This window comes from Neptunomonas phycophila (assembly GCF_001922575.1).
GTDB lineage: Bacteria > Pseudomonadota > Gammaproteobacteria > Pseudomonadales > Balneatricaceae > Neptunomonas > Neptunomonas phycophila.
On record NZ_MRCI01000001.1, the window covers coordinates 1,963,198 to 1,983,173 of the forward strand.

Sequence of the window (19,976 nt, forward strand, 5' to 3'; positions counted from 1 at the left end):
AATAACAAAGAGATTGCGCAATTTATCGGCCCCGATATGCTTAGCGGATGCGAATACTCCTCATAGAAGACAATGAAACACTGGCAGACGCCACCCAAGAATACTTCCGTCAAATAGGCCATCCACTGGATTGGACTATTTCGGTAGAGCAAGCCGAACGCACGCTATCCTGGGATGACTTTGACCTGTTGATTTTAGATATAAACCTACCCGGGCGTAGTGGTTACCAGCTATTGCAATCGTTACGCAGTAAAGGAAAAACAATACCGGTACTCATCCTTACTGCACGTGCCGAAATCGATGATAGGGTAAGCGCCTTAGATTTAGGCGCAGATGATTACATGGTAAAACCCATCGACTTTCGTGAGCTAGCAGCCCGTTGCCGTGCCTTACTTCGTCGTGAACGAGGCGAAGCCAGCAACGCCCTGATTTGCGGAAATCTCGTATTTGATTTAGCGACACACCAAGTCACAGTGAACGGCGAGCTCGTCGAATTACGCTTACGCGAAGTGCAGCTACTGGAGCTTTTTCTAAATAATTTAGACCGCGTACTAACGAAAGAAGAAATAGCCAACCGTTTGTACACATTTGACGAAGCACACACACCTAACGCTATTGAGCAAACGTTAACTCGCTTACGAAGAAAACTCGCCAATTCATCGTTATTAATAAAGACTATTCGTGGACTCGGTTATTTAGGGCATATCGATGACTAAAGCGGGTTATTCATTACGTCAGCAACTGATTGTACGCACCGCTCTGCTAATGACGTTAGTGTTTGTAATCCTCAGTGCTGGCGTATGGGATTACGCTCGCCGAGCGGCTGACATCTCTTTTGATAGGCTACTCAACAGCGCTAGCTTGTCCATTTTAGAACGTGTCACCGTCAGCAACGGGCAAATTGATTTAGACCTACCCTACGCGGCACTTTCCATGCTTGAATTAGCGCCCAGTGATAAAGTGTTCTATGAAGTCATTGACCATAACCGACAGCACCTTACTGGGCATAAAAACATCCCCTCCCCTAACGATTATCGCCCACACAACGAACCTGAGTTTTATACCGCAAATTACCGCGGCGAAGCCCTTAGTTTAGTTGCACAAAGCAAACGTCTCATCGCACCCGAAGCTCATGGCTGGGTCACTATCAAACTAGGCCAAACCCGATTAGCCCGACAAGAGCTAGCCGACGAAATATTTTATAGCGCCATAGCCACTTTGCTAGGCATCCTGTTGCTCACATTAATACTTGTCTGGTTAGGGGTAAGGCGAGCCTTAGAGCCTTTAAGTACGCTGTCACAAAAACTAAAATCGCACAGCGCCACTCAACACCATAATTTAGAAGCCACACCGATTCACGAAATAGCACCGTTGGTTGACGCCATTAATAGCTATCAGCAGCAGCTCATTAACAACCTAGATACCATGAAAGTATTTATCGCTGATGCCTCGCACCAAATTCGCAGTAGCTTAGGTGGATTACAAGGACAACTCGACATTGCACTGCAAACAGACGATCCCCACGAGATGTCAGCACGTTTAAAGAAAATAAAGGATCAACTACAACAACTAACGCGTTTAGCCAATCAATTGTTAGCTCATGCACTGGTCACCCATCGTAGTGACACCCAAGAGCCGCAAATCATTGATATCAATATACTCATGCAAAGCGTTTTAACAGAGGTAGTACGCGACCATGCCCATACTGATATTGAGTTTTCATACCACGCCGATGCAGCAGATTGTAAATTACTAGGTGACAACATAAGCCTACGTGAAGCTATCAAGAACCTGCTCGACAACGCCATCAAATACGGACCACCCAACAACCATATCGATATCGTTTTAACTCATAAAACGGCGGCTGAATTTATTATCCAAATCGATGATTCTGGCCCCGGTATTCCGGCATACATGCGCCGCCAAGCACTGCAACGATTTACTCGGCTATCTCAAAAAACAACGGGGTCTGGATTAGGGCTAGCCATAGTAGAAACGGTTGTCCAAGCTCATAATGGAATACTGACTTTGTCGACTAACGCAAGAGGCGGATTAACGGTGACGATTCAACTGCCCAAGAGCACTGCATCATGATAGTAAGACTTCGCCAAACAGGGTTACTTATCTTATTGAGCTATTTTTTGACAACCACACCTGTCAGCGCGCTAACGGATGGCAATACCCAAGAAAAACTCATTATCTTCAGTGCGACTGACACCGAAGCTATCCAGCCTGTGATTGCTGCGTTTCGACAACGCATGCCACACATCACCGTCGATTATCAGGAATATCAAACGAGCGAGCTTTACCATAGCATTCAACATTTAACGTCAGAGCAAATGCCCGATTTAGTTATTAGCTCTGCGATGGACTTACAAATCAAATTAGTGAATGACGGTTATGCTCAGGCATTCACCGACCCAGTAACGCAAGCACTCCCTCAATGGGCAAACTGGAGAAACGAAGCTTTTGGCTTCACCTTCGAACCCGTCGTTATTGCCTACAATAAAGCAGCATTCACTGGATTGATTCCTCCTGAAACCCATGAGGAATTAGCGCTTTCATTACGCAACCACACCCAGTTTTACACTAACAGGGTGGACTCTTACGATATACGCCTTTCCGGTGTTGGTTACTTATTTGCTTCGCAGGACGAAATTAACTCAAGTATTAGTAGCCGCTTAAAAGAAAATTTAGGCCGAGTGGTCACCCACCTGCATTGCTGTACCAGCCAAATCATCGAAAACCTCTCCAATGGCCAATCAGTGCTAGGTTACAATCTATTAGGCTCTTACGTAATGAAACATGCCGAAACCGACCCTAATATTGGGGTAATTTTCCCGCAAGATTACACCTTGGTCATGAGTCGCGTCGCCTTTATTACAAAGCAGGCGCCTAATCCAACCAATGCTAAGGCATTTTTACGCTTTCTGCTGTCCATTGAAGGGCAGCAAATTATCGCAGATGACAGCGGTTTAATTGCGTTGCACCCGCAAGCACAAGGCCCCTTTACCAGCGGCAAACTGACTCAGGACTATCCTTTACGCTTTAAGCCCATCCCTCTCGGGCCTGCATTGATGGTGTATTTAGACCAACTCAAACAAAGACGCTTCATCAACGAGTGGAGCAATACGATGCTCTACGATGCAGTAATCCCTTGAGAAGCGTTTTTTGAAATGCCTGAACCACCCTAAGAATGTTCTCGATAAAACGACATGAACTCTTCGGGTAATATCGGTTTAGAAAAGTAGTATCCCTGGATTAAATCGCAGTCGGCCTGCGCGAGGTAGTCTGCCTGCTCTTTGTGCTCAACCCCTTCTGCTACCACTTTAAAACTCAGCTTTTTCGCCATTGTTATAATGGCAGAGGTGATCGCTTGATCGCCCTTATCGTTAGGTAAGCCATCGACAAACGCTTTATCTATTTTAAGCTCATCCAATGGGAAGTTCTTAAGATAACTGAGCGATGAATAGCCGGTACCAAAGTCGTCTACGGATATCTGCAAACCTAACGACTTAAGCTCATGCAATAAATTTATGGTTGCTGCCGCATCATCCATTGCCAAACTCTCTGTCAGCTCTATGATGATGCCCGAAGGGTCAACTTGAGTCTCGGCAAGGCACTGGGCTACAAAATCAACAAAATTGGGGGCACTAAACTGTTTTCCAGATACATTAATAGATATGGAAACGTCCTTCATTCCCTCTTGCTGCCACTGCGCTGCCTGTGTACAAGCACGTCTAAATATCCATTCTCCTAGCGCGACCATTAAACCGTATTGCTCCGCTACCGGGATAAAGAGAAAAGGCGGCACTATACCATTGACCGGATGACGCCAACGTACCAGCGCTTCTCCCCCTTTAACCACACCCGTTTGAGCATCAACTTGAGGCTGGTAGAGCAAGAAAAATTCTTCATTAGTCTGTAACGCCTTTCTCAAATCTTGCTGAAGATCCACGCGTTCTTTTAAGTCTTCATTGGCCTCTACACTGTAGAAGTTAATATGGCTCACGCCTTCTTCTGCAAGGAAGTCGGCGGCATAGCTAGCATTTTTCAATAATGTATCAGCATCATCACCATCATCTTTGGCTAACGAAATACCAATACTAATGTTCATAAAAAGTTCAAAGGTGTCGATTTGAAAAGCACGTTCAAATGCATTAACGAGCTGTTCGGCAATAAACGATGCATTCTCTGGTGTGCCTACATCATGGACCAATACAGCCAACTCTTCGGCACCAATGCGCGCCACTAATCGCTGAACGTCAGCAACATTTTCTGTCGATAAAAAATCGATCGACATCAAGGTATTTATTAAACGTTTAGAGGCCGCTTTAAGTAACGCATCTCCAATACGAGAACCGTAACTGTCACTGATTCGTTTAAAGCCGGATAAGCGCAGTACTAAAATTGCTGAACGACTATCGTCAGCGCACGGAGCGCTCAACGCCGCTGATAAACGGTCACGGCATAGAATACGATTAGGCAACCCCGTCAACGCATCATAGTAAGCCAACTGATCTTGATAGGCTTTAACAGTTAATATATTGCGAACTCGCAAAACCAGTTCACTGGGGTCAACGGGCTTAGCTAAAAAATCAGTCGCACCTAACTCAAGAGCTTCTAACTTTGTTGGTCCATCACTAGAAGAAGTCAGCACAACGATAGGGAGATGCTTGGTTTCTGGTTGGTTACGCAAACTGCGAAGTACCTCAAAACCGTTCACTTCCGGCATGACTAAATCGAGTAATAAAACGTCTGGCTGATTATTAGTCACTTGTTCTACGGCCTGAGTCGACTCGCTCAAGCCCATAAATTGCTCGCAGCCCGCGTCTTCAAGGAAAACTTGAATAAGATCTAACATGATGGGTTCATCATCGACCATCATTATAAAAGAATCCGCTAAAACGGTTCCTTGTTCAGCCACCATTACCTACCTCAATATCTTGTAGCGCGTCCTAACCGTAATTCGGCTGGTTAAGCCTGTTAGGTCAAAAAAGAATTATTCTACAACTATAGTACTAGTCTAGATCAATATGCTTAGCCATGTGAGCTATCATCGATAATGCGTGCTCTGCGGCTTTCTCATCACGACTCTTACTACAGTTTTCTAACTCTTCAGCAAGTTCTGTAAACTCATCAAAACCAACACTACCTGCCGATCCTTTTAACCAATGAGCAAGCTCAGCTAGCGACTTAAAGTCTTGCTCAGCCAGTGCCGATTGCATTAAGCCAACCTGCTCAGACAAGCGCGTAACAAATCGTTCCACAATGGGTCTGAATTTTTCATTCTTAGCTAATAAGCTGGAATGAATTTTATGGGCTAACTCATTTTCACCGACGTTATCATCGGTAAGTTTTAGTGCATCAATCAGATGCTGCGTGTCAACACCATCTAACTTAAGGACACTGGATTTCAGGTGCATAAACGCTTGAATTTGACCTTCTCGGTTATCGGCGTCAGCCGCGCGTTTTAAATCTTCTGCGTGCTGAATCAGATCTGCATATCCTAAGCTACTCGCTGTACTCAGTATCCAGACAGCCCCTTCTTTAAGTGGCTCACTATTATGTGCTTCTAACCCAGCATGCATGAGGAGCATATGCTCCTGCAGCCTTTGCGTTACTTGATGGCTGATTGCTTGATATTTAGGATGCGTTTTAGCAAGCCCCGCTGTCTTTATGGGAGTCTTAGCTATGTTGTGATTTGTCGAAACTGGCGCAGTTTGTTCGGAAACGGACCCAACACCCATTTTAGCGCGCTTAACTAATACAGAAATTTTCTCTAGGTGCGCATTCGCATTTGAGTAATCTTTAGCTTTTGCTGCTAATTCTAACTCTTTAGCCGGTTCGGTAAAGTCTGCAAAGCCAACACTACCAGCAGAGCCTTTTAGCCAGTGCGCTAAATCAGCTAGATCATCAAAGCGGTGAGTATTTAACGCATGCTCCATTGCTGACACTTGGCTTGGTAACTTATCGGTAAACCGTTTAATTAAACCGGCAAAGCGCTCATGAGTAGCTAACGTAGAGATCAAAGGCGTCATTGATCCCGATAATGCTGTAGGTTGGCTCACCTGCTCAGGCGTAGCGGTGTTAGTGTTAGTTTCTACCAGTGTATCAATTGCGTCAGATTGGGTTGCACCCAACAAATCAGCTAATGTGGCTAACAACTCATCAATATTGATCGGCTTGGTCATATAGTGACTATAACCGGCCTCTAAACAGCGAGCTTCTATTCCTTTCATTGCATGAGCGGTCAGCGCGATAATAGGCTGGGTTAAGCCCGCTTCACGCATCGCTTTTACGGCTGTATAGCCGTCCATGACAGGCATTTGAACGTCCATCAAAATCACATCAAACGACTCGGCCAACGACTTCTCAAGCCCTTCCTGACCATGAATACCCGTAGTAATGGTAAAACCGTAGTCTTCTAATACCAATTGCAGCAACTCACGGTTTTCATTACCGTCATCCACCACCAAAATGTTGGCAGGCTTAAATTGCCAGCGCGTTCCTTCTTGATGTGACGTATCGTCTAAACTGACCAATACTTGCTCTGGCTGAATCCATTCAATGATAGCATCATCAGCCACTACCACATCTAAAATTAAAGCAAAGCAACTGCCCTGCCCCATCACACTGCTAACCTCAATATCCCCACCCAAAGCATGTGCGAATTTTTGGCTAATTGATAAACCAAGCCCCGTTCCGCCAAATCGACGGGTAATAGAGCTATCGGCTTGAACAAATGGATCAAATACTGAGTTTACTTGCTGCTCAGTCATCCCTATACCAGTGTCATTCACCGATATTTTTAATTGTGGTACTGCATTATTGAGCACACTAACGTTCACGGTCACACTACCTGTGTCAGTGAACTTAATAGCATTACCAATTAAATTGGTAAGGATCTGCCGCACCCTACCTGGGTCAGTCAAGATTTGTAAGGGTAGCGCTGTGTCAGCTTCAAAAATTAAGGCTAGGCCCTTCTCATCTGCCTTCACCTTCATGGCCTGTAGCACTTGCTGGATCAGCTGTGCTGGCTTGCAGTCGATCGATTCCACATCTAAGTGGCCCGACTCTACTTTTGATAAATCTAAAATATCATTAATCAGATTTAACAAATGCTCACCACTTGAAGATATCGTATTCAAGTGCTTTTGCTGATCGGGTTCTAGTCCATTTCGATCACGTCGCAGTAATTCAGTAAAGCCAAGAATAGCATTCATCGGCGTTCGGATTTCATGGCTCATGTTAGCCAAGAAATCACTTTTAGCTCGGTTTGCTTGCTCCGCTTCATCCTTAGAACGACGCAATTCTATTTCTTTTTCTTCTAAGGCTGTCACATCATCTAAACTGACCAAAACCCCGCCCACTTTTCCGCCAGGCAAAAGCACGGGAGAGCAGTTCACCATAAAGGTTCGTTTAGGTTGGTCAGGCAATTCTAGCTTAACGATGCTATTGATCAGCGGATCACCAGACGCTAATGCGCGTGACCAAGGTAAATCAGAAAACTCGGCATCCTCAGGTAGGCTCCAGGGAAAAATATCCGCTTTTACACCCACTAACTTTTCAGCGGGCATGTTACTTAACGTGGCAAATGCATGGTTTGCCAAAACGATATTTTGTTTTACATCCATGACCAACAAACCTTCAGCCATGGTATCGAGTGCCGATTTTACGCGATCAGGGATCGCCTGCGATGGATCCAGCTGTTTGAGCATCCTACGCAAATACCAAAAAAATAGTACAAAGCACCCCAAGGCCAAGAACTGCGTGAATAAAACCACAGGCTTATATAAGAACCCAATGATGCCTTCGTGTTCTATGGGCGTAAATCGTAGCTCAATCTGCCCCCATTGAGTTGCCCCTTCCCATATGGGCACCATAATTTCAGTATCACTGGAAATATCATTTTCTAGAGGCTCCCATACTTGAGAATGGTCACCAACATCTACCATGAGCCGTCCATCTTTTCGTCGTACACCAGCGCTGAGTAGTTCTTCATTGCGGGATACAGTTACCTCTAAAGTGGCATTCATTCGTTGTAAATCAGAGCGCGTAATAAAAATTGAACCGTTAGCCGCAATGGTTTCAGCTAAGGTAACTCGGTGCAATCTAGTCGAATTAGATACATCGGGAAAAAGCCCCAATAAAGCGGCGACCATTACCATACTAATAACAATGCTGATTTGGCCAATAGCAATACGCGCTATTGAACTTTGCTTTCCAAAAATGCGCTCTATCACTTCGGCGTCTCGCCTTCTGTATGCTGGGCATCTAGATCATCTGATCCTACAGCCGTTTCTGGTGCTTCTTTTACTAAATCTTCTAGAGAGGTGTTGTCACCTGCGTCTACATCCGTTGCACCTAACCCCGATAACACAGGCAATGGATCGATAAAGCGCCACGCTGGCAGCGACGACAGAACGCTTGATAAAAGCACGCCACTACGTAGTAACCATGTTACATAACCTATTGATAAACCAGAAGATACGGCGATACCACCACCCACGACCATTTTATCCAAAGCCAGTTGCTCAGCCACCTGGTTATTCATGGTATCTAAACTCTGCATTAACCCCTCTGACTTCATTAACATCATCGGATCAGATAATTGCGCCCAACTCTGCTGCAGTTGATTACTCAACGCTATTTGTTTGCCGACTTCTACCGCGAGTATGTTGATCTTTGCGTTAGCCAATTCGGATAATGTCACTTGGCCAACCACTTCTATTTCATCGGTTAATAATTGCGCAGCCACAGCGGAGCTACGCCCCCCTTCATTTGATGGAACCAAAGACGGGTCTTGCACATCCGCACCTGCCTGATTTGACGATTGTTCTTCGCTCACCTCGTCATTGCTATCGGCTGATTCAGTGGCCGTAATCTCTGTTTTTGCCGCCGAAGTTTCGGACGCTTCAACAGGCGCCACTGGGGACATAACCAGTTCAGCCAGTTCTTCAGTTTGTTCTGTAACTACGGGGGGCTGGGCTATGCTGTCGCCTTCGGTGATAGCATCAGTGTTGGCGCTGACGACCAACTCAGCGGTGCCAAAACCGTCCACGTAACTTACCGCTACTGAAAACTGTTGCCCTGCATCTGAACTTTGTAATGTATAGCTTGGCTGATTAGCACCTGTGATCATTTCTCCATTGCGGTACCATTGATAACTAAAGTCACCTAAGCCATCTTCGTCTGCAATTTGGCTATTTGCTGTTAGCACTGAGCCAATAACTAAATCACCTGCCACCTCAAACGAACCCATTGGCAGGTCATTAACATTTGCGATATCACGTAATTCATCACTCAAGAAACGTTCACTGTTACCCAAGCCATCAATGTACCGAGCCTCTACTTGAATAGATTGCCCAACGTCAGCATCTACCAATGTATAACTATCACCAATGACGCCAATGGAAACGCCGTTACGTAACCAGTGATAACTGAGATTCGTCACTCCATCGGCATCGAATAACCGGTCGTCAATGGTGACTGTCGTATTCTCTACAGGCTGTCCCACCAGTGTTATTGAACCCACGGGCACGTCATTGACAGGGGTAACCATTACGCTAGCTGTATTAGTAATACTGCCGGTACCATCACTGATCAAATAACTAAACGAAACACGGCCATTATAGTTTTCAGCAGGCACAAAACTCCAAGAGCCATCCGCATTGCTGACGAGCTGACCTTCTCCTTGCGTTATCGCTAGATTACTTACCACAAGACCCACACTATCAATATCACTAGCGTTCGCTAACAATTCATTTTGAGTGATAATGCGTACGCCACTGTCTTCATTAATGGGGTTTAAGGTTAGCGGCGTACTCACTGGCAAATCATTTAATGGGTTGACCACCAGAGTCGCCGTATTGCTCGTGCTAGCCGCGCCGTCACTAATGGTGTAACTAAAACTAATAGTGCCATTATCATCAGCAGCCGGTGTGTAGTTCCATGTACCGTCGGCATTAGCTACCAAGCTGCCATTACCTTCGGTGATCAATAAATCGCTAGCGGTTAGGCTATCGCCATCCACATCACTAGCATAGCCGACTAACAAATCATCTTGGGTGATCATACGAACACCGCTGTCTTCATTTATCGGCGCTAACGTGGCAGGCGTGCTGACCGGCGCATCATTCACTGGGGTAATATAGAGTGTGGCTGTATTACTGACGCTATCGGTTCCGTCACTAATGGTGTAACTAAAACTAATAGTGCCATTATCATCAGCAGCCGGTGTGTAGTTCCATGTACCGTCGGCATTAGCTACCACACTGCCATTACCTTCGGTGATCAATAAATCGCTAGCGGTTAGGCTATCGCCATCCACGTCACTGGCATAACCGGCTAATAAATCATCTTGAGTGATCACACGAACACCACTGTCTTCATTTATCGGCGCTAACGTGGCAGGCGTGCTGACCGGCGCATCATTCACAGGGATAATATCGAGCGTGGCTGTATTACTGACGCTATCGGTTCCATCACTAATGGTGTAACTAAAACTAATAGTGCCATTATCATCAGCAGCCGGCGTGTAGTTCCATGTACCGTCGGCATTAGCTACCAAGCTGCCATTACCTTCGGTGATCAGTAAATCGCTAGCGGTTAGGCTATCGCCATCCACATCACTGGCATAACCGGCTAATAGATCATCTTGGGTGATCACACGAACACCGCTGTCTTCGTTTATCGGCGCTAACGTGGCAGGCGTGCTGACCGGCGCATCATTCACTGGGATAATATAGAGTGTGGCTGTATTACTGACGCTATCGGTTCCATCACTAATGGTGTAACTAAAACTAATAGTGCCATTATCATCAGCAGCCGGTGTGTAGTTCCATGAACCGTCAGCATTAGCTACCACACTGCCATTACCTTCGGTGATCAATAAATCGCTAGCGGTTAGGCTATCGCCATCCACGTCACTGGCATAACCGGATAATAAATCATCTTGGGTGATCACACGAACACCGCTATCTTCATCGATGGGAGTAAGCGTCGCGGGAGTGCTAACGGGCGCATCATTTACAGGGTTTACAAAAATACTCGCTGTACCTTCAGTGGTTTTATCTCCATCACTGATGGTGTAGCTAAACGTTACCAACCCGTTGTAATTCTCTGCACTATTAAAATAAAAAAGATTGCCTACCCGATATACATTGCCCCACTCGGGAGAATCGATAACAAAGTTTTCAACTAATAAGTCTCGGTTATCAGTAGTCTCCACATCACTGGCATTGCTTGTAAGCTCGTTTTTATGGAAAACTAAACCACTGTCATCTTCATTGGTTGGCGACAAAGTAACATGGGTACTGGTGGGCGCATCGTTAACCGGCGTAATGTCCAAAGAGGCGGTATTAACGACGCTATCAGTTCCATCGCTGATGGTATAACTAAAAAGAATCGTACCATTATCGTTCGTAGTCGGTGTGTAGTCCCATGTCCCATCAGCATTAGCTACAAGGCTACCATTACCTTCGATAATCAATAAATCGCTAGCCGTAAGGCTGTCACCATCCACATCATTGGCATAACCTACTAACAAATCATCCTGCGTAATTGTGTAAGTGCCACTATCCTCTAGAATGGGAGCTAACGTAGCCGATGTACTGGTTGGCGCATCATTTTGCGGCGTAATCTCTAACGAGGCGGTATTAACAATGTCATCGGTACCATCACTAATGGTGTAGCTAAATTCAATTGTACCGTTATCGTTTGCGGCCGGCGTGTAACTCCAAGTGCCATCGCCATTATCGTTTAGGTTTCCGCTACCTGAAGTAATAATCAGTGCACTTGCCGTAAATGCAGCGCTATCAACATCCGTCGTATTAACCAATAGTTGCTCTTGGTTAATCGTACGGGCGCCACTGTCTTCGACAATTGGGGATAATACAACAACCGTACTCTCTGGCTTATCGTTTACGGCAGTCACCTCAAATGAAGCAGAGGTTGAAATGTCGTTTGCACCATCAGAAACAGTATAAGAAAGTTCGACAGGTCCGTTGTAGTCAGTAGCGGGAGTATAAGACCAGGTCCCATTGCCGTTATCGAGCAGGCTACCCCCACCTATCGAGATAGTTAAGTCACGTACGTCTAACAATGTACCTTCAGGATCGGTAGTATTTTGTGCAAGATCAGCTCGACTAATCTCTAACGAATTATCCTCTTCAGTATTATTGAGAACCACAGGGCCGCTACTAGTGGGTGCCGAGTTAACTGAGTTTTGTGTGATTGTCGATACTATATTGGGGGTTATCGTATCAGTACCGCCGTTGCTGGTTCCACCAGAGTCCTGTAAAGACTCAAAGGTGAACACTTTAGTGGCATCGGTTTGGCCTGAGCTTGTATTCTCATAGGTAAGTCCATTTAAGGCATCGGCCAATTCACTCCCCGATACTCCAGAGGCCGTAAAGTTTATTGTCGCGGTCCCACCGACCAACGAAACATTATAGGCATAACTAAAATCCGCTGACGCAATACTGCCAGCAGTTCCACCCGTTAATATAATATCGTAGCCACTAAAACTTAGCTTCTCGGAGCCTATATCCACAACATTGGTTAGGCTGAATGTAAACGCCGCTACCGAATCAAAGCTCTCTCCTAAATCCACGTTGGCATCTGCAAACAAGGCTACTGGGCTATCTCCCTCCCAAAACACAGGGTTTCGTGGAGTCAAAGAGACTGTCGGAGGATCGTTTAACGCGGCTATTTGAGCACTAGCATCACTGTAGATAGGTCCTTCGGATTGGCCTCGTTGATCAATATAGGAAACCTCTACACGTATATATTGATTAGCGTATTCTTCTAATAAGGATAACGTCGATTCGGTTGCATCGGATATATCACTCCAGCCAGTAGAGCCATCCGTTGATACTTGCCATTGATAGTTAACCTGCTCTGGGGCTATCCCATCGTCGTCAGACATCGTTGACAAATCGGCCGATAGTACGTCCCCTTCGACCGTATTACCCGTTACCGTTGGTGCACCGACAGGGTCATTATAATATGGGATGAGTGCTATAGAATCGGGCGACTCTTTTTGGTCATCCAATTCAATATCTGAACCGTCGAATGCAAGGGTTGCTGTTCCACTGGTCGATGATGTAGCATCCAGAGCATAAATATCGGTGGCTCTGATCGTAGGAATCAAACCCAGTAAAGTGCTTTCATTTTTTTCAAAGGAGAAGAGCATTTGACCTGCCGTAAAATTCGCCCCTCCCAACGTGATATCTTCTTGGATCACCTCAATGCCGCGAATAGCCGTGCTTGTCGAAAAAGCATCTCCTGAATCGAAGAGCACAAAATTATTGCTATAGCTTGTATTATCCTCACCTACGGTTTCGATGGTTAGGGCTTGAATTTCTCCATTTTTATCATCGCTATCATTAAAAACCAAATCACCTGCATTTAAAGTCACACCCGCTACGGTTACTGTTTTTTCAATAAGAGCAAAATCAAAAAGATCTTTACTGGTCAGGTCATCCAGTAACACAGAGGTGGTCCCGCTGGTGTAATCCCCTGGGGTGTCAGGCCTAAAGAGAGCAATGTCTTTTTTCTTGACAGCTACATCATCGAAATTCTCATCGTCAGCTGTCGAAAACAGTAAATCACCGGGCATCAACGTGACAGGGTCACCACTGCTGTCGGTCCCCACAGTGACATACGAAGTAACATAATGCAGCCCCGAAATGGTGACATCACCATCACCTAAATTGGATAACGAAAAATAAACACTTAACGTACCATCGGAGTCATCACCAAAGTTCAAATTAGGGCCCGATAAGCTGAGGACATCACCGGCTTCCCATGCTTCCAAACCATTAACCTCGGAGTCATCAATGTCATCAGAAGTGGCCAGAATAAGGCCGACTGAAGGTGCCGCCAATGTAGATGACCAATCGTCATTCAGCTGTAAACTAACGGCTTCAACCGCACCAAATGATCGTTCAAGGTGCCAATCGCCACCTAAATCACTTGCGCCTGTTGTATCATCACTGGCAGCCACATCCATGCTAGATAACTGCTGGAAAAGCTCAGCAAAAGCCACGCCACCATCTGTTGATAGTAAATCACAACCGTATATTAGTAGATCAGCGTTTTCGGTAACAGAGGCCCCCCATTGAGCCAGCAGATCGGCCTGCTCAGTTAAGGTCTGTTGCGTAACCCAGCTATTACCTAGCTGTAAGCCAGTGCTATTACCGTGAGAAAGTAAGTGAATAGCACTAATCTCTTCATAATTTGTCACGATAGATGACAGTTGCTCAAGGCCATTCTCATCAGCATTTAAATAGACAATTTCGTAGGCATTGGGCGTGTTATGAGAAGTAATTTGGCTAAGCAGCTCAGTCTGATTTTCAACGCCCGCGTCAATAACAATAAGCTCAACTGAGCCTGTTTTATCTATGGGGTCTAAAAAGCTATCGGCGCTTGCCAGCAAAGTATCAGCTTCACTAACAAGTAATCCAGAGAAGTCGTCATGGGTTAAATCTGAGTTATTGGGCGAGTGCTGGTTCTGCGCGAACTCCTCAACAAACAAATCGACATCAACGGGGTTGTTGATCTTGTCTGTTTGCTGCACTAATAAATCCAGGGCTGAGTCAGCAACGCCCAACGGATCTGCAGACAGCATCACACGTGGCTCTAATCGTTCTATACGATAAGCTCTATGAACTAAACGCTGTTTTCTATCACTTATCATAGCCGCAACCACCTCTATTTCTCACCCTGCACAGAGCTTACATGTCAGCTCTAGTGAGGAATGCAGGCTTATAAACTACCCAATTTCTGCAGAATAGCCTCTCGTTTAGCTTCGTTAATGGACTCTACTGCTAACCACGTGGCTGATTCTTTTTCGGTACGCGCTACCACTTCGGACTTAATACCCATGCGCGTCAATGCCGCTTGGCGCATATTGGCACTTTGAGGGCCATTATATGCCCCAAACGAAATACGGCCTTGGTAGGTTTTTTGTGGCATGACCATCATATCTTTAACCCCCAAACGGCCAAACTGAGCTAGTAGCTGCGAAGATGGTTGCCGATAACTGTCCGCCGACAACACCAAATAACCTTTAATAAAATCAAAATCCGCATCAACACGTTGAGGATCAAACCCATAAGACTCGATTATTTGCGCGGCTTTTTTTTGCTCTTTGTCGCTGGCAAAAGGGCCAAACTTATAACTAGGTATTACGCCACCTGACAGCTCAATGCTTTGCGTCATTGACTCTTTAGACGACTCTTCGCTGGATGTTGCAGAAGCAGGAAGCTTAGCACTGTCCGTTAAGGGGGCTTCGCTGGCAGAGGCTGTATCACTGGGCGCCTGTTCGGAGTTATTAGGTTCGGTGTAAAGCGCATCACTTAACTTTAGAATGCATTTCACGCCCGACACAATATGGTTCCCGGGGTTGTCCATGGTTAACCGAACACCAAATGTCCCACTGGCCGTGTCCCCCACGGGGTCAACCACTTCTATATGCGCACTGTAAGGTGTATTTAGGTTTGTCTCTGGGTAAACATCGCCCAACATGTTGTTATGTATTTGGCCGAAGTATTCCATGCCTAGCACCGCTTCTACATGCAGCGGATTAAGTTGTACCAATTGCATAACCGGGCTGTCTTCAACGTACTCGCCCTCTGACTTATATACCTGTGTCACGACACCATCGAAGGGTGCAAATACGCGAGTATTATCTAACTGAGCTGCCGCTCGCTCTAACTCTAGCTGGCGAACAGCATAAGTATCTTTGGCTTGTTGTAAGCGCCAGTACGACACTTGCTCAGAGCGTTTTGATTCATCGATATTTTGACCGGACACTAGCTTCTTTTCTTGTAAATTACGAACACGCTCATTTTGCAAGCGGTCATAACGAAGGTTGATCTCCTCAGCCGAAATTTCTGCCTTCATGTTCGCTTTTAACTTAGCCAAGTTTAAATTGGCCTCTTCCACACGGGAGTTCAGCTCAACTAACAGCTGCCCAGCTTTAACATGCTCACTGCGCTCTGCATGTATGTGACGGATCACACCTGAGGTAGCCACACTTAAATCTACCGACTTACTGGGAGTAATCACACAGTCCACAGCAGGCAAATCCAAAGCCCACGCAGAGTTAGAGCCTACTATGGCAGCACTTATTAACGTTGCTGAGGCGCTATAAAAAAACCAACCTGTGAATAGCTCTTTATAATTCATTAATGTCCCTTAAAAATTCACTCGTTCTTAACCCAACCACGTAAGACATTGACTACAAAACTAACACTCAAAGAGCCCAACCGTATGTACGCAAAAGATTCACATATAGCCAGTCTAGTAGACGATTAGCCAAACTGACATTTTCAAACTCAAATTTTACTCGTGCATTAATTGGCTTAAAATCCAAGTCAGAAACAGAAGCGGCTTCGACCTGCACATCAACAATAAAATGCTTGCTTAACAAGCGAGTTCCCGACGCATCACGATCATCAACCGCTATACCGCCCCCCATTAAACTGCCTAGGTATTTTGATGGAAGTTGGTCGGCCGCCGCAGGGACAATGCGCTCGATTTTCCCCGTTAGCGACCGGCTAGGTAAGGCATCAAATAAAATGTGTACGCTCTTTAAACCATGCCTTATTTTGTTGATATCCGCCTGGTCAATGACCGTTGTTATCTGCACATTATTGGCATTAAATACAGCAGCGAAGGCCTCTCCCCTTTCCAAATAACGCCCGGAAATATCCTGCCAGCGCGCCTTTTCTAAAAAACCACTCGCTGGAGATGTAACCGTAAGGGCGTCGACTTGAGCACTGACTTCAACCAAACGTTTTTTCATACTCGCTATTTGTTCCCACATATCGGCGGCCGCTAGCGGGTCTTGAGACAAAAATTGGTCATAGCGCGCTTCTAAACCGGATAACTGCGCCTCTAAATTTGTTTGCTGCTCACGAAGAACGGGGTTAGTTAGCTGGAGAATAGCTTGCCCTTTTTCAACCCAATCACCCGCTTGCACCAATGGGCGCTGAGCAACACCACTGGCTTTAGCTATAACCCGCTCGTTATTATCGTGCAGCACGATTCCCGAGGCGGGCAACGTAATCGGGAAGCGAAAAATAAAACCCACTACAAAAACACAACAAACCACGATACCTAATACCGTATAAAAACGTGCTTGTTGCTGCTGTAGTGTTACGTCTTTATAGACTCGACTCAAGCCACGGATAATCGGGAACAACAATTGCTGAAACAGCACATACAGAGCCAATAAACTACCTAACGCAAAAAACACAGTACTTAAATACAGAGTAATCCACAGGCTGATAAATAACCGATACGGTATCGACAATATTCCGTATATAAAAAAACAGTATTGTTCTCTACGGCTGTAATTTTCGACCCTGCCAGACAAACCTAAAACCCAACGCGCCAATAAGCCTCCAACATAGTTTTTAGCCTTCGTACTCAAATTATCAATGCCTAACGCATCGGCCAGTATGTAGTAACCATCAAATTTCATAAGGGGGTTAATATTAAAAACGAGAGTCGAAAAGGTGCCGATAAAGAACACATCGAACAACAGATCAGACATCAAAGTACCACTTGAGGAATAAGCCCAGAGATTTAGAGCACATAAGGCCAGAAAAAACTCAATTAACATACCGGCCAAACCAACAATCACGCGCTGGCGACGGCGTGGAAAACGATAACTGGATGATGCATCAACATAAGGTAACGGTATAAACACTAAAAAAACAATACCGCATTCATAGACATGACCACCAAATCGTTTCACCGCTAGGCCATGGCCAAGCTCATGACAAAATTTCATCAATGGGTAAATTAAGATCATGAGTAATGCATTGCTCGGGTCAAAAAACCGGCTTTCCCAGTGCAAAGTAATCGCTGACCATTCAATTGCAAAAACAGACACAGAATAAAGCAAGAGCAACCCAAAAAAGCACATAAAAGGGAGGCTAAAAATCACGCGGCTGAGTGGACCTAACAACGCCAACCAGTGGTCTGGATTATGAAGAGGAACTTTAACCGCCATGGGCTGTTTCAATTTTTGCAACCATGACAAAGATGAGTCTTCCTCATCGGCGATGGCCAAAACCCCCATGCTTATTAACAAACTCAGAGTATCCTCAACGTCGCGCCGATGGTGCTCAACCTCTGTATCAGGCAACGTGGCGAGTATAGAAGCGAGTGGTGTTTCGCCATCGCAACGGACAATTAATTCACGTGCCCACTCTGCGCAACGTAAATAAGCATCGCTGTTTTTCACATAGAGTAGATACGGATAGTCAGTGTGCGAAGCTTGAGGGATGAACTCCACTTCTTTAGCCACATAAAGACTAGCGGCGGCTAACCGAGACAACAAACCCGTGGACAGCGTATTCTGAGGCGCTGGCGCCGTCATAGTAGCCACCGCCAATACTGAATACGGCACCAATCAATAAAGTGATGAAACAAGACCCAACCAATGGGCGCTTTCCCAACCTCGACTCGCGCTACCCCTTCCATATTGGGACGTAAATTATTTAAATCGTCATCTTCCAGTTGTGCTTCAGCCAAATACACCGGCGCACCGTCTTGATCATCAAACAAAGGCGTTGCGTGCAGCAAGGTTAGTGTAAAAATCTGATTAGGCAGCGCCGCCAATTTAAGCTCAGCGCTCTGTCCCTCTTTAATGAAACGAATATCTGCTTCTTTTACGCTCAACATGGCTCGGTAAGCATTAAGCGGTGATATTTCAAATAAGACATCGCCGTTGTCGACAGGAGCATTTATCTGACGGGTGAGATCACCCTTTATAATTATTCCTGACATTGGCGCCTTAAGCTGAGCCTGCTCAACGCGCAAAGATGCCTGGTTAAGCTGCGCCTGGACTTGATCGCGTTTAGCTTTCGCTACGTTAGCTTGGCCATAGTCGCGCCCCGCTAAATGCTTTCTGTAACCTTTGTCATACTCTTGCAACTGACTTTCAAGGCGCAATTGCTCTAAACGAAGTGGATGGTCATCCAACATCGCCAGCACATCTCCTTCATTGACGGTATCACCAGCACTTAAAGTCGCTGATTTAATATAACCGTCAAACGGAGCCACAACAGCCATTTGCACCTTGCCCTCAATTACAGTGTCGACCGCTACACGATAATTAACCGGAACAAACACTAAAATGGCGCAGCAGATAAGTGCCAACAATCCGTATTTCCATCTGATGTACCAAGAGCTTGATGAGGTAGTGTTCTCTAGAGAAGACGTTTGCACCGACGCATCACTGACAGAGTCAACTGCCGTTTTTGTGCTAGGCCCTGCTAAGGGATCTGCCGCTTGATTTAATAGCTCCGCCAACCATCGAATGGACCATTGAATTAATTTTTTAGTCGCCTCTACAGAGTCTTCTTTCACTTTTACTCGTATTGCAAAAGGATAGTTCCCCTGCTGAGTTGAAATATGAGTAGATACAATCAGGTATGGGTCCGAATAAGACGTCACTACGGCGCCTCTCTGAGAGGAAAATACGAGAGTCTCCAATAGTTTTTCGGATGGTTTTTTAGAGTTAGGCCACGATGAGTACACAGGCTTTGTGTTGGCCTGCTCACTAATGTGCTGCAACACGGCACTCTGAGTATCAGGAACCATCTTACAAACCAGTTCTAACCATTGTGTCAATGACGACAATTTCGCACCTACAACAAGCCTTTAAGGATAATGATGCATAACTCACACGTAATGCACCGAGGTTACTTATAGTATCGGCACAAAACGGAACAATATTAGAAACCAAAACTACTTAAAAGCGTCTTAGTTTACTTACACTAAACTAACCTTCATCGATAAGGAACCCCAGAATGTCGCACGCAGTATCAACAGAAACCCAAAACAGGCTGCAGTACTCTTTACTCTCATTACGGCTAGGCGTATTTATCGTAATACTGATGTGGACAATGGATAAATGTGTTAAAAGCCAGTTAGCGCGTGCTGCCTAACTG

Annotated in this window: 10 protein-coding genes; 4 read left to right on the top strand and 6 right to left on the bottom strand. The window is 45.5% G+C overall.

The annotated features are described in order from the left end of the window. The first annotated feature begins 47 nt into the window (after positions 1-47). The 3 genes from BS617_RS08970 to BS617_RS08980 are packed head-to-tail and all read left to right on the top strand — an operon-like array spanning position 48 to position 3,161. Positions 48-716, top strand: coding sequence for a response regulator transcription factor (locus BS617_RS08970; RefSeq protein ID WP_075172486.1), 669 nt, complete (start codon positions 48-50; stop codon positions 714-716). After that, positions 709-2,094: a sensor histidine kinase gene (locus BS617_RS08975; protein ID WP_249263589.1), complete on the top strand. Its 1,386-nt coding sequence runs from the start codon at positions 709-711 to the stop codon at positions 2,092-2,094. The genes BS617_RS08970 and BS617_RS08975 overlap by 8 nt, the downstream gene beginning before the upstream one ends. Continuing rightward, positions 2,091-3,161 carry an ABC transporter substrate-binding protein gene (locus BS617_RS08980; RefSeq protein ID WP_075172488.1) on the top strand — a complete coding sequence of 357 codons (1,071 nt, stop codon included), beginning with the start codon at positions 2,091-2,093 and terminating at the stop codon, positions 3,159-3,161. The genes BS617_RS08975 and BS617_RS08980 overlap by 4 nt, the downstream gene beginning before the upstream one ends. A 29-nt stretch (positions 3,162-3,190) precedes the next feature. On the opposite strand, the gene BS617_RS08985 is transcribed toward BS617_RS08980, so the two are convergent. The 6 genes from BS617_RS08985 to BS617_RS09010 all read right to left on the bottom strand — a co-directional run bounded on the left by BS617_RS08985 (position 3,191) and on the right by BS617_RS09010 (position 19,665). Continuing rightward, the gene (locus BS617_RS08985) at positions 3,191-4,930 is read right to left on the bottom strand and encodes a GGDEF/EAL domain-containing response regulator (RefSeq protein WP_075172489.1); all 1,740 of its coding nucleotides are present in this window, start codon (positions 4,928-4,930) and stop codon (positions 3,191-3,193) included. A 91-nt stretch (positions 4,931-5,021) separates the two neighbouring features. Beyond that, positions 5,022-8,246, bottom strand: a complete 3,225-nt coding sequence (locus BS617_RS08990) for an Hpt domain-containing protein (RefSeq protein ID WP_075172490.1) — start codon at positions 8,244-8,246, stop codon at positions 5,022-5,024. Beyond that, the gene (locus BS617_RS08995) at positions 8,243-14,704 is read right to left on the bottom strand and encodes a cadherin-like domain-containing protein (protein WP_075172491.1); all 6,462 of its coding nucleotides are present in this window, start codon (positions 14,702-14,704) and stop codon (positions 8,243-8,245) included. The genes BS617_RS08990 and BS617_RS08995 overlap by 4 nt, the downstream gene beginning before the upstream one ends. Before the next feature lie 68 nt (positions 14,705-14,772). Continuing rightward, positions 14,773-16,197, bottom strand: coding sequence for an efflux RND transporter periplasmic adaptor subunit (locus BS617_RS09000; RefSeq protein ID WP_075172492.1), 1,425 nt, complete (start codon positions 16,195-16,197; stop codon positions 14,773-14,775). A 67-nt stretch (positions 16,198-16,264) separates the two neighbouring features. Beyond that, positions 16,265-18,400, bottom strand: coding sequence for an efflux RND transporter periplasmic adaptor subunit (locus BS617_RS09005; protein ID WP_075172493.1), 2,136 nt, complete (start codon positions 18,398-18,400; stop codon positions 16,265-16,267). Further along, on the bottom strand, positions 18,397-19,665 hold the full coding sequence (locus tag BS617_RS09010; RefSeq protein WP_139303150.1) for an efflux RND transporter periplasmic adaptor subunit: 1,269 nt from the start codon (positions 19,663-19,665) through the stop codon (positions 18,397-18,399). The genes BS617_RS09005 and BS617_RS09010 overlap by 4 nt, the downstream gene beginning before the upstream one ends. A gap of 170 nt (positions 19,666-19,835) precedes the next feature. Between BS617_RS09010 and BS617_RS18260 the strand changes: the two genes are divergently transcribed. After that, positions 19,836-19,973, top strand: a complete 138-nt coding sequence (locus tag BS617_RS18260) for a hypothetical protein (RefSeq protein ID WP_170870336.1) — start codon at positions 19,836-19,838, stop codon at positions 19,971-19,973. Positions 19,974-19,976: the final 3 nt, after the last annotated feature.

Coding starts and splice junctions, on each gene's coding strand:
- BS617_RS08995 (WP_075172491.1), bottom strand. CDS start 14,704: ATGATAAGTGATAGAAAACAGCGTTTAGTTCATAGAGCTTATCGTATA.
- BS617_RS08980 (WP_075172488.1), top strand. CDS start 2,091: ATGATAGTAAGACTTCGCCAAACAGGGTTACTTATCTTATTGAGCTAT.
- BS617_RS08985 (WP_075172489.1), bottom strand. CDS start 4,930: ATGGTGGCTGAACAAGGAACCGTTTTAGCGGATTCTTTTATAATGATG.
- BS617_RS08975 (WP_249263589.1), top strand. CDS start 709: ATGACTAAAGCGGGTTATTCATTACGTCAGCAACTGATTGTACGCACC.
- BS617_RS09000 (WP_075172492.1), bottom strand. CDS start 16,197: ATGAATTATAAAGAGCTATTCACAGGTTGGTTTTTTTATAGCGCCTCA.
- BS617_RS08970 (WP_075172486.1), top strand. CDS start 48: ATGCGAATACTCCTCATAGAAGACAATGAAACACTGGCAGACGCCACC.
- BS617_RS18260 (WP_170870336.1), top strand. CDS start 19,836: ATGTCGCACGCAGTATCAACAGAAACCCAAAACAGGCTGCAGTACTCT.
- BS617_RS09005 (WP_075172493.1), bottom strand. CDS start 18,400: ATGACGGCGCCAGCGCCTCAGAATACGCTGTCCACGGGTTTGTTGTCT.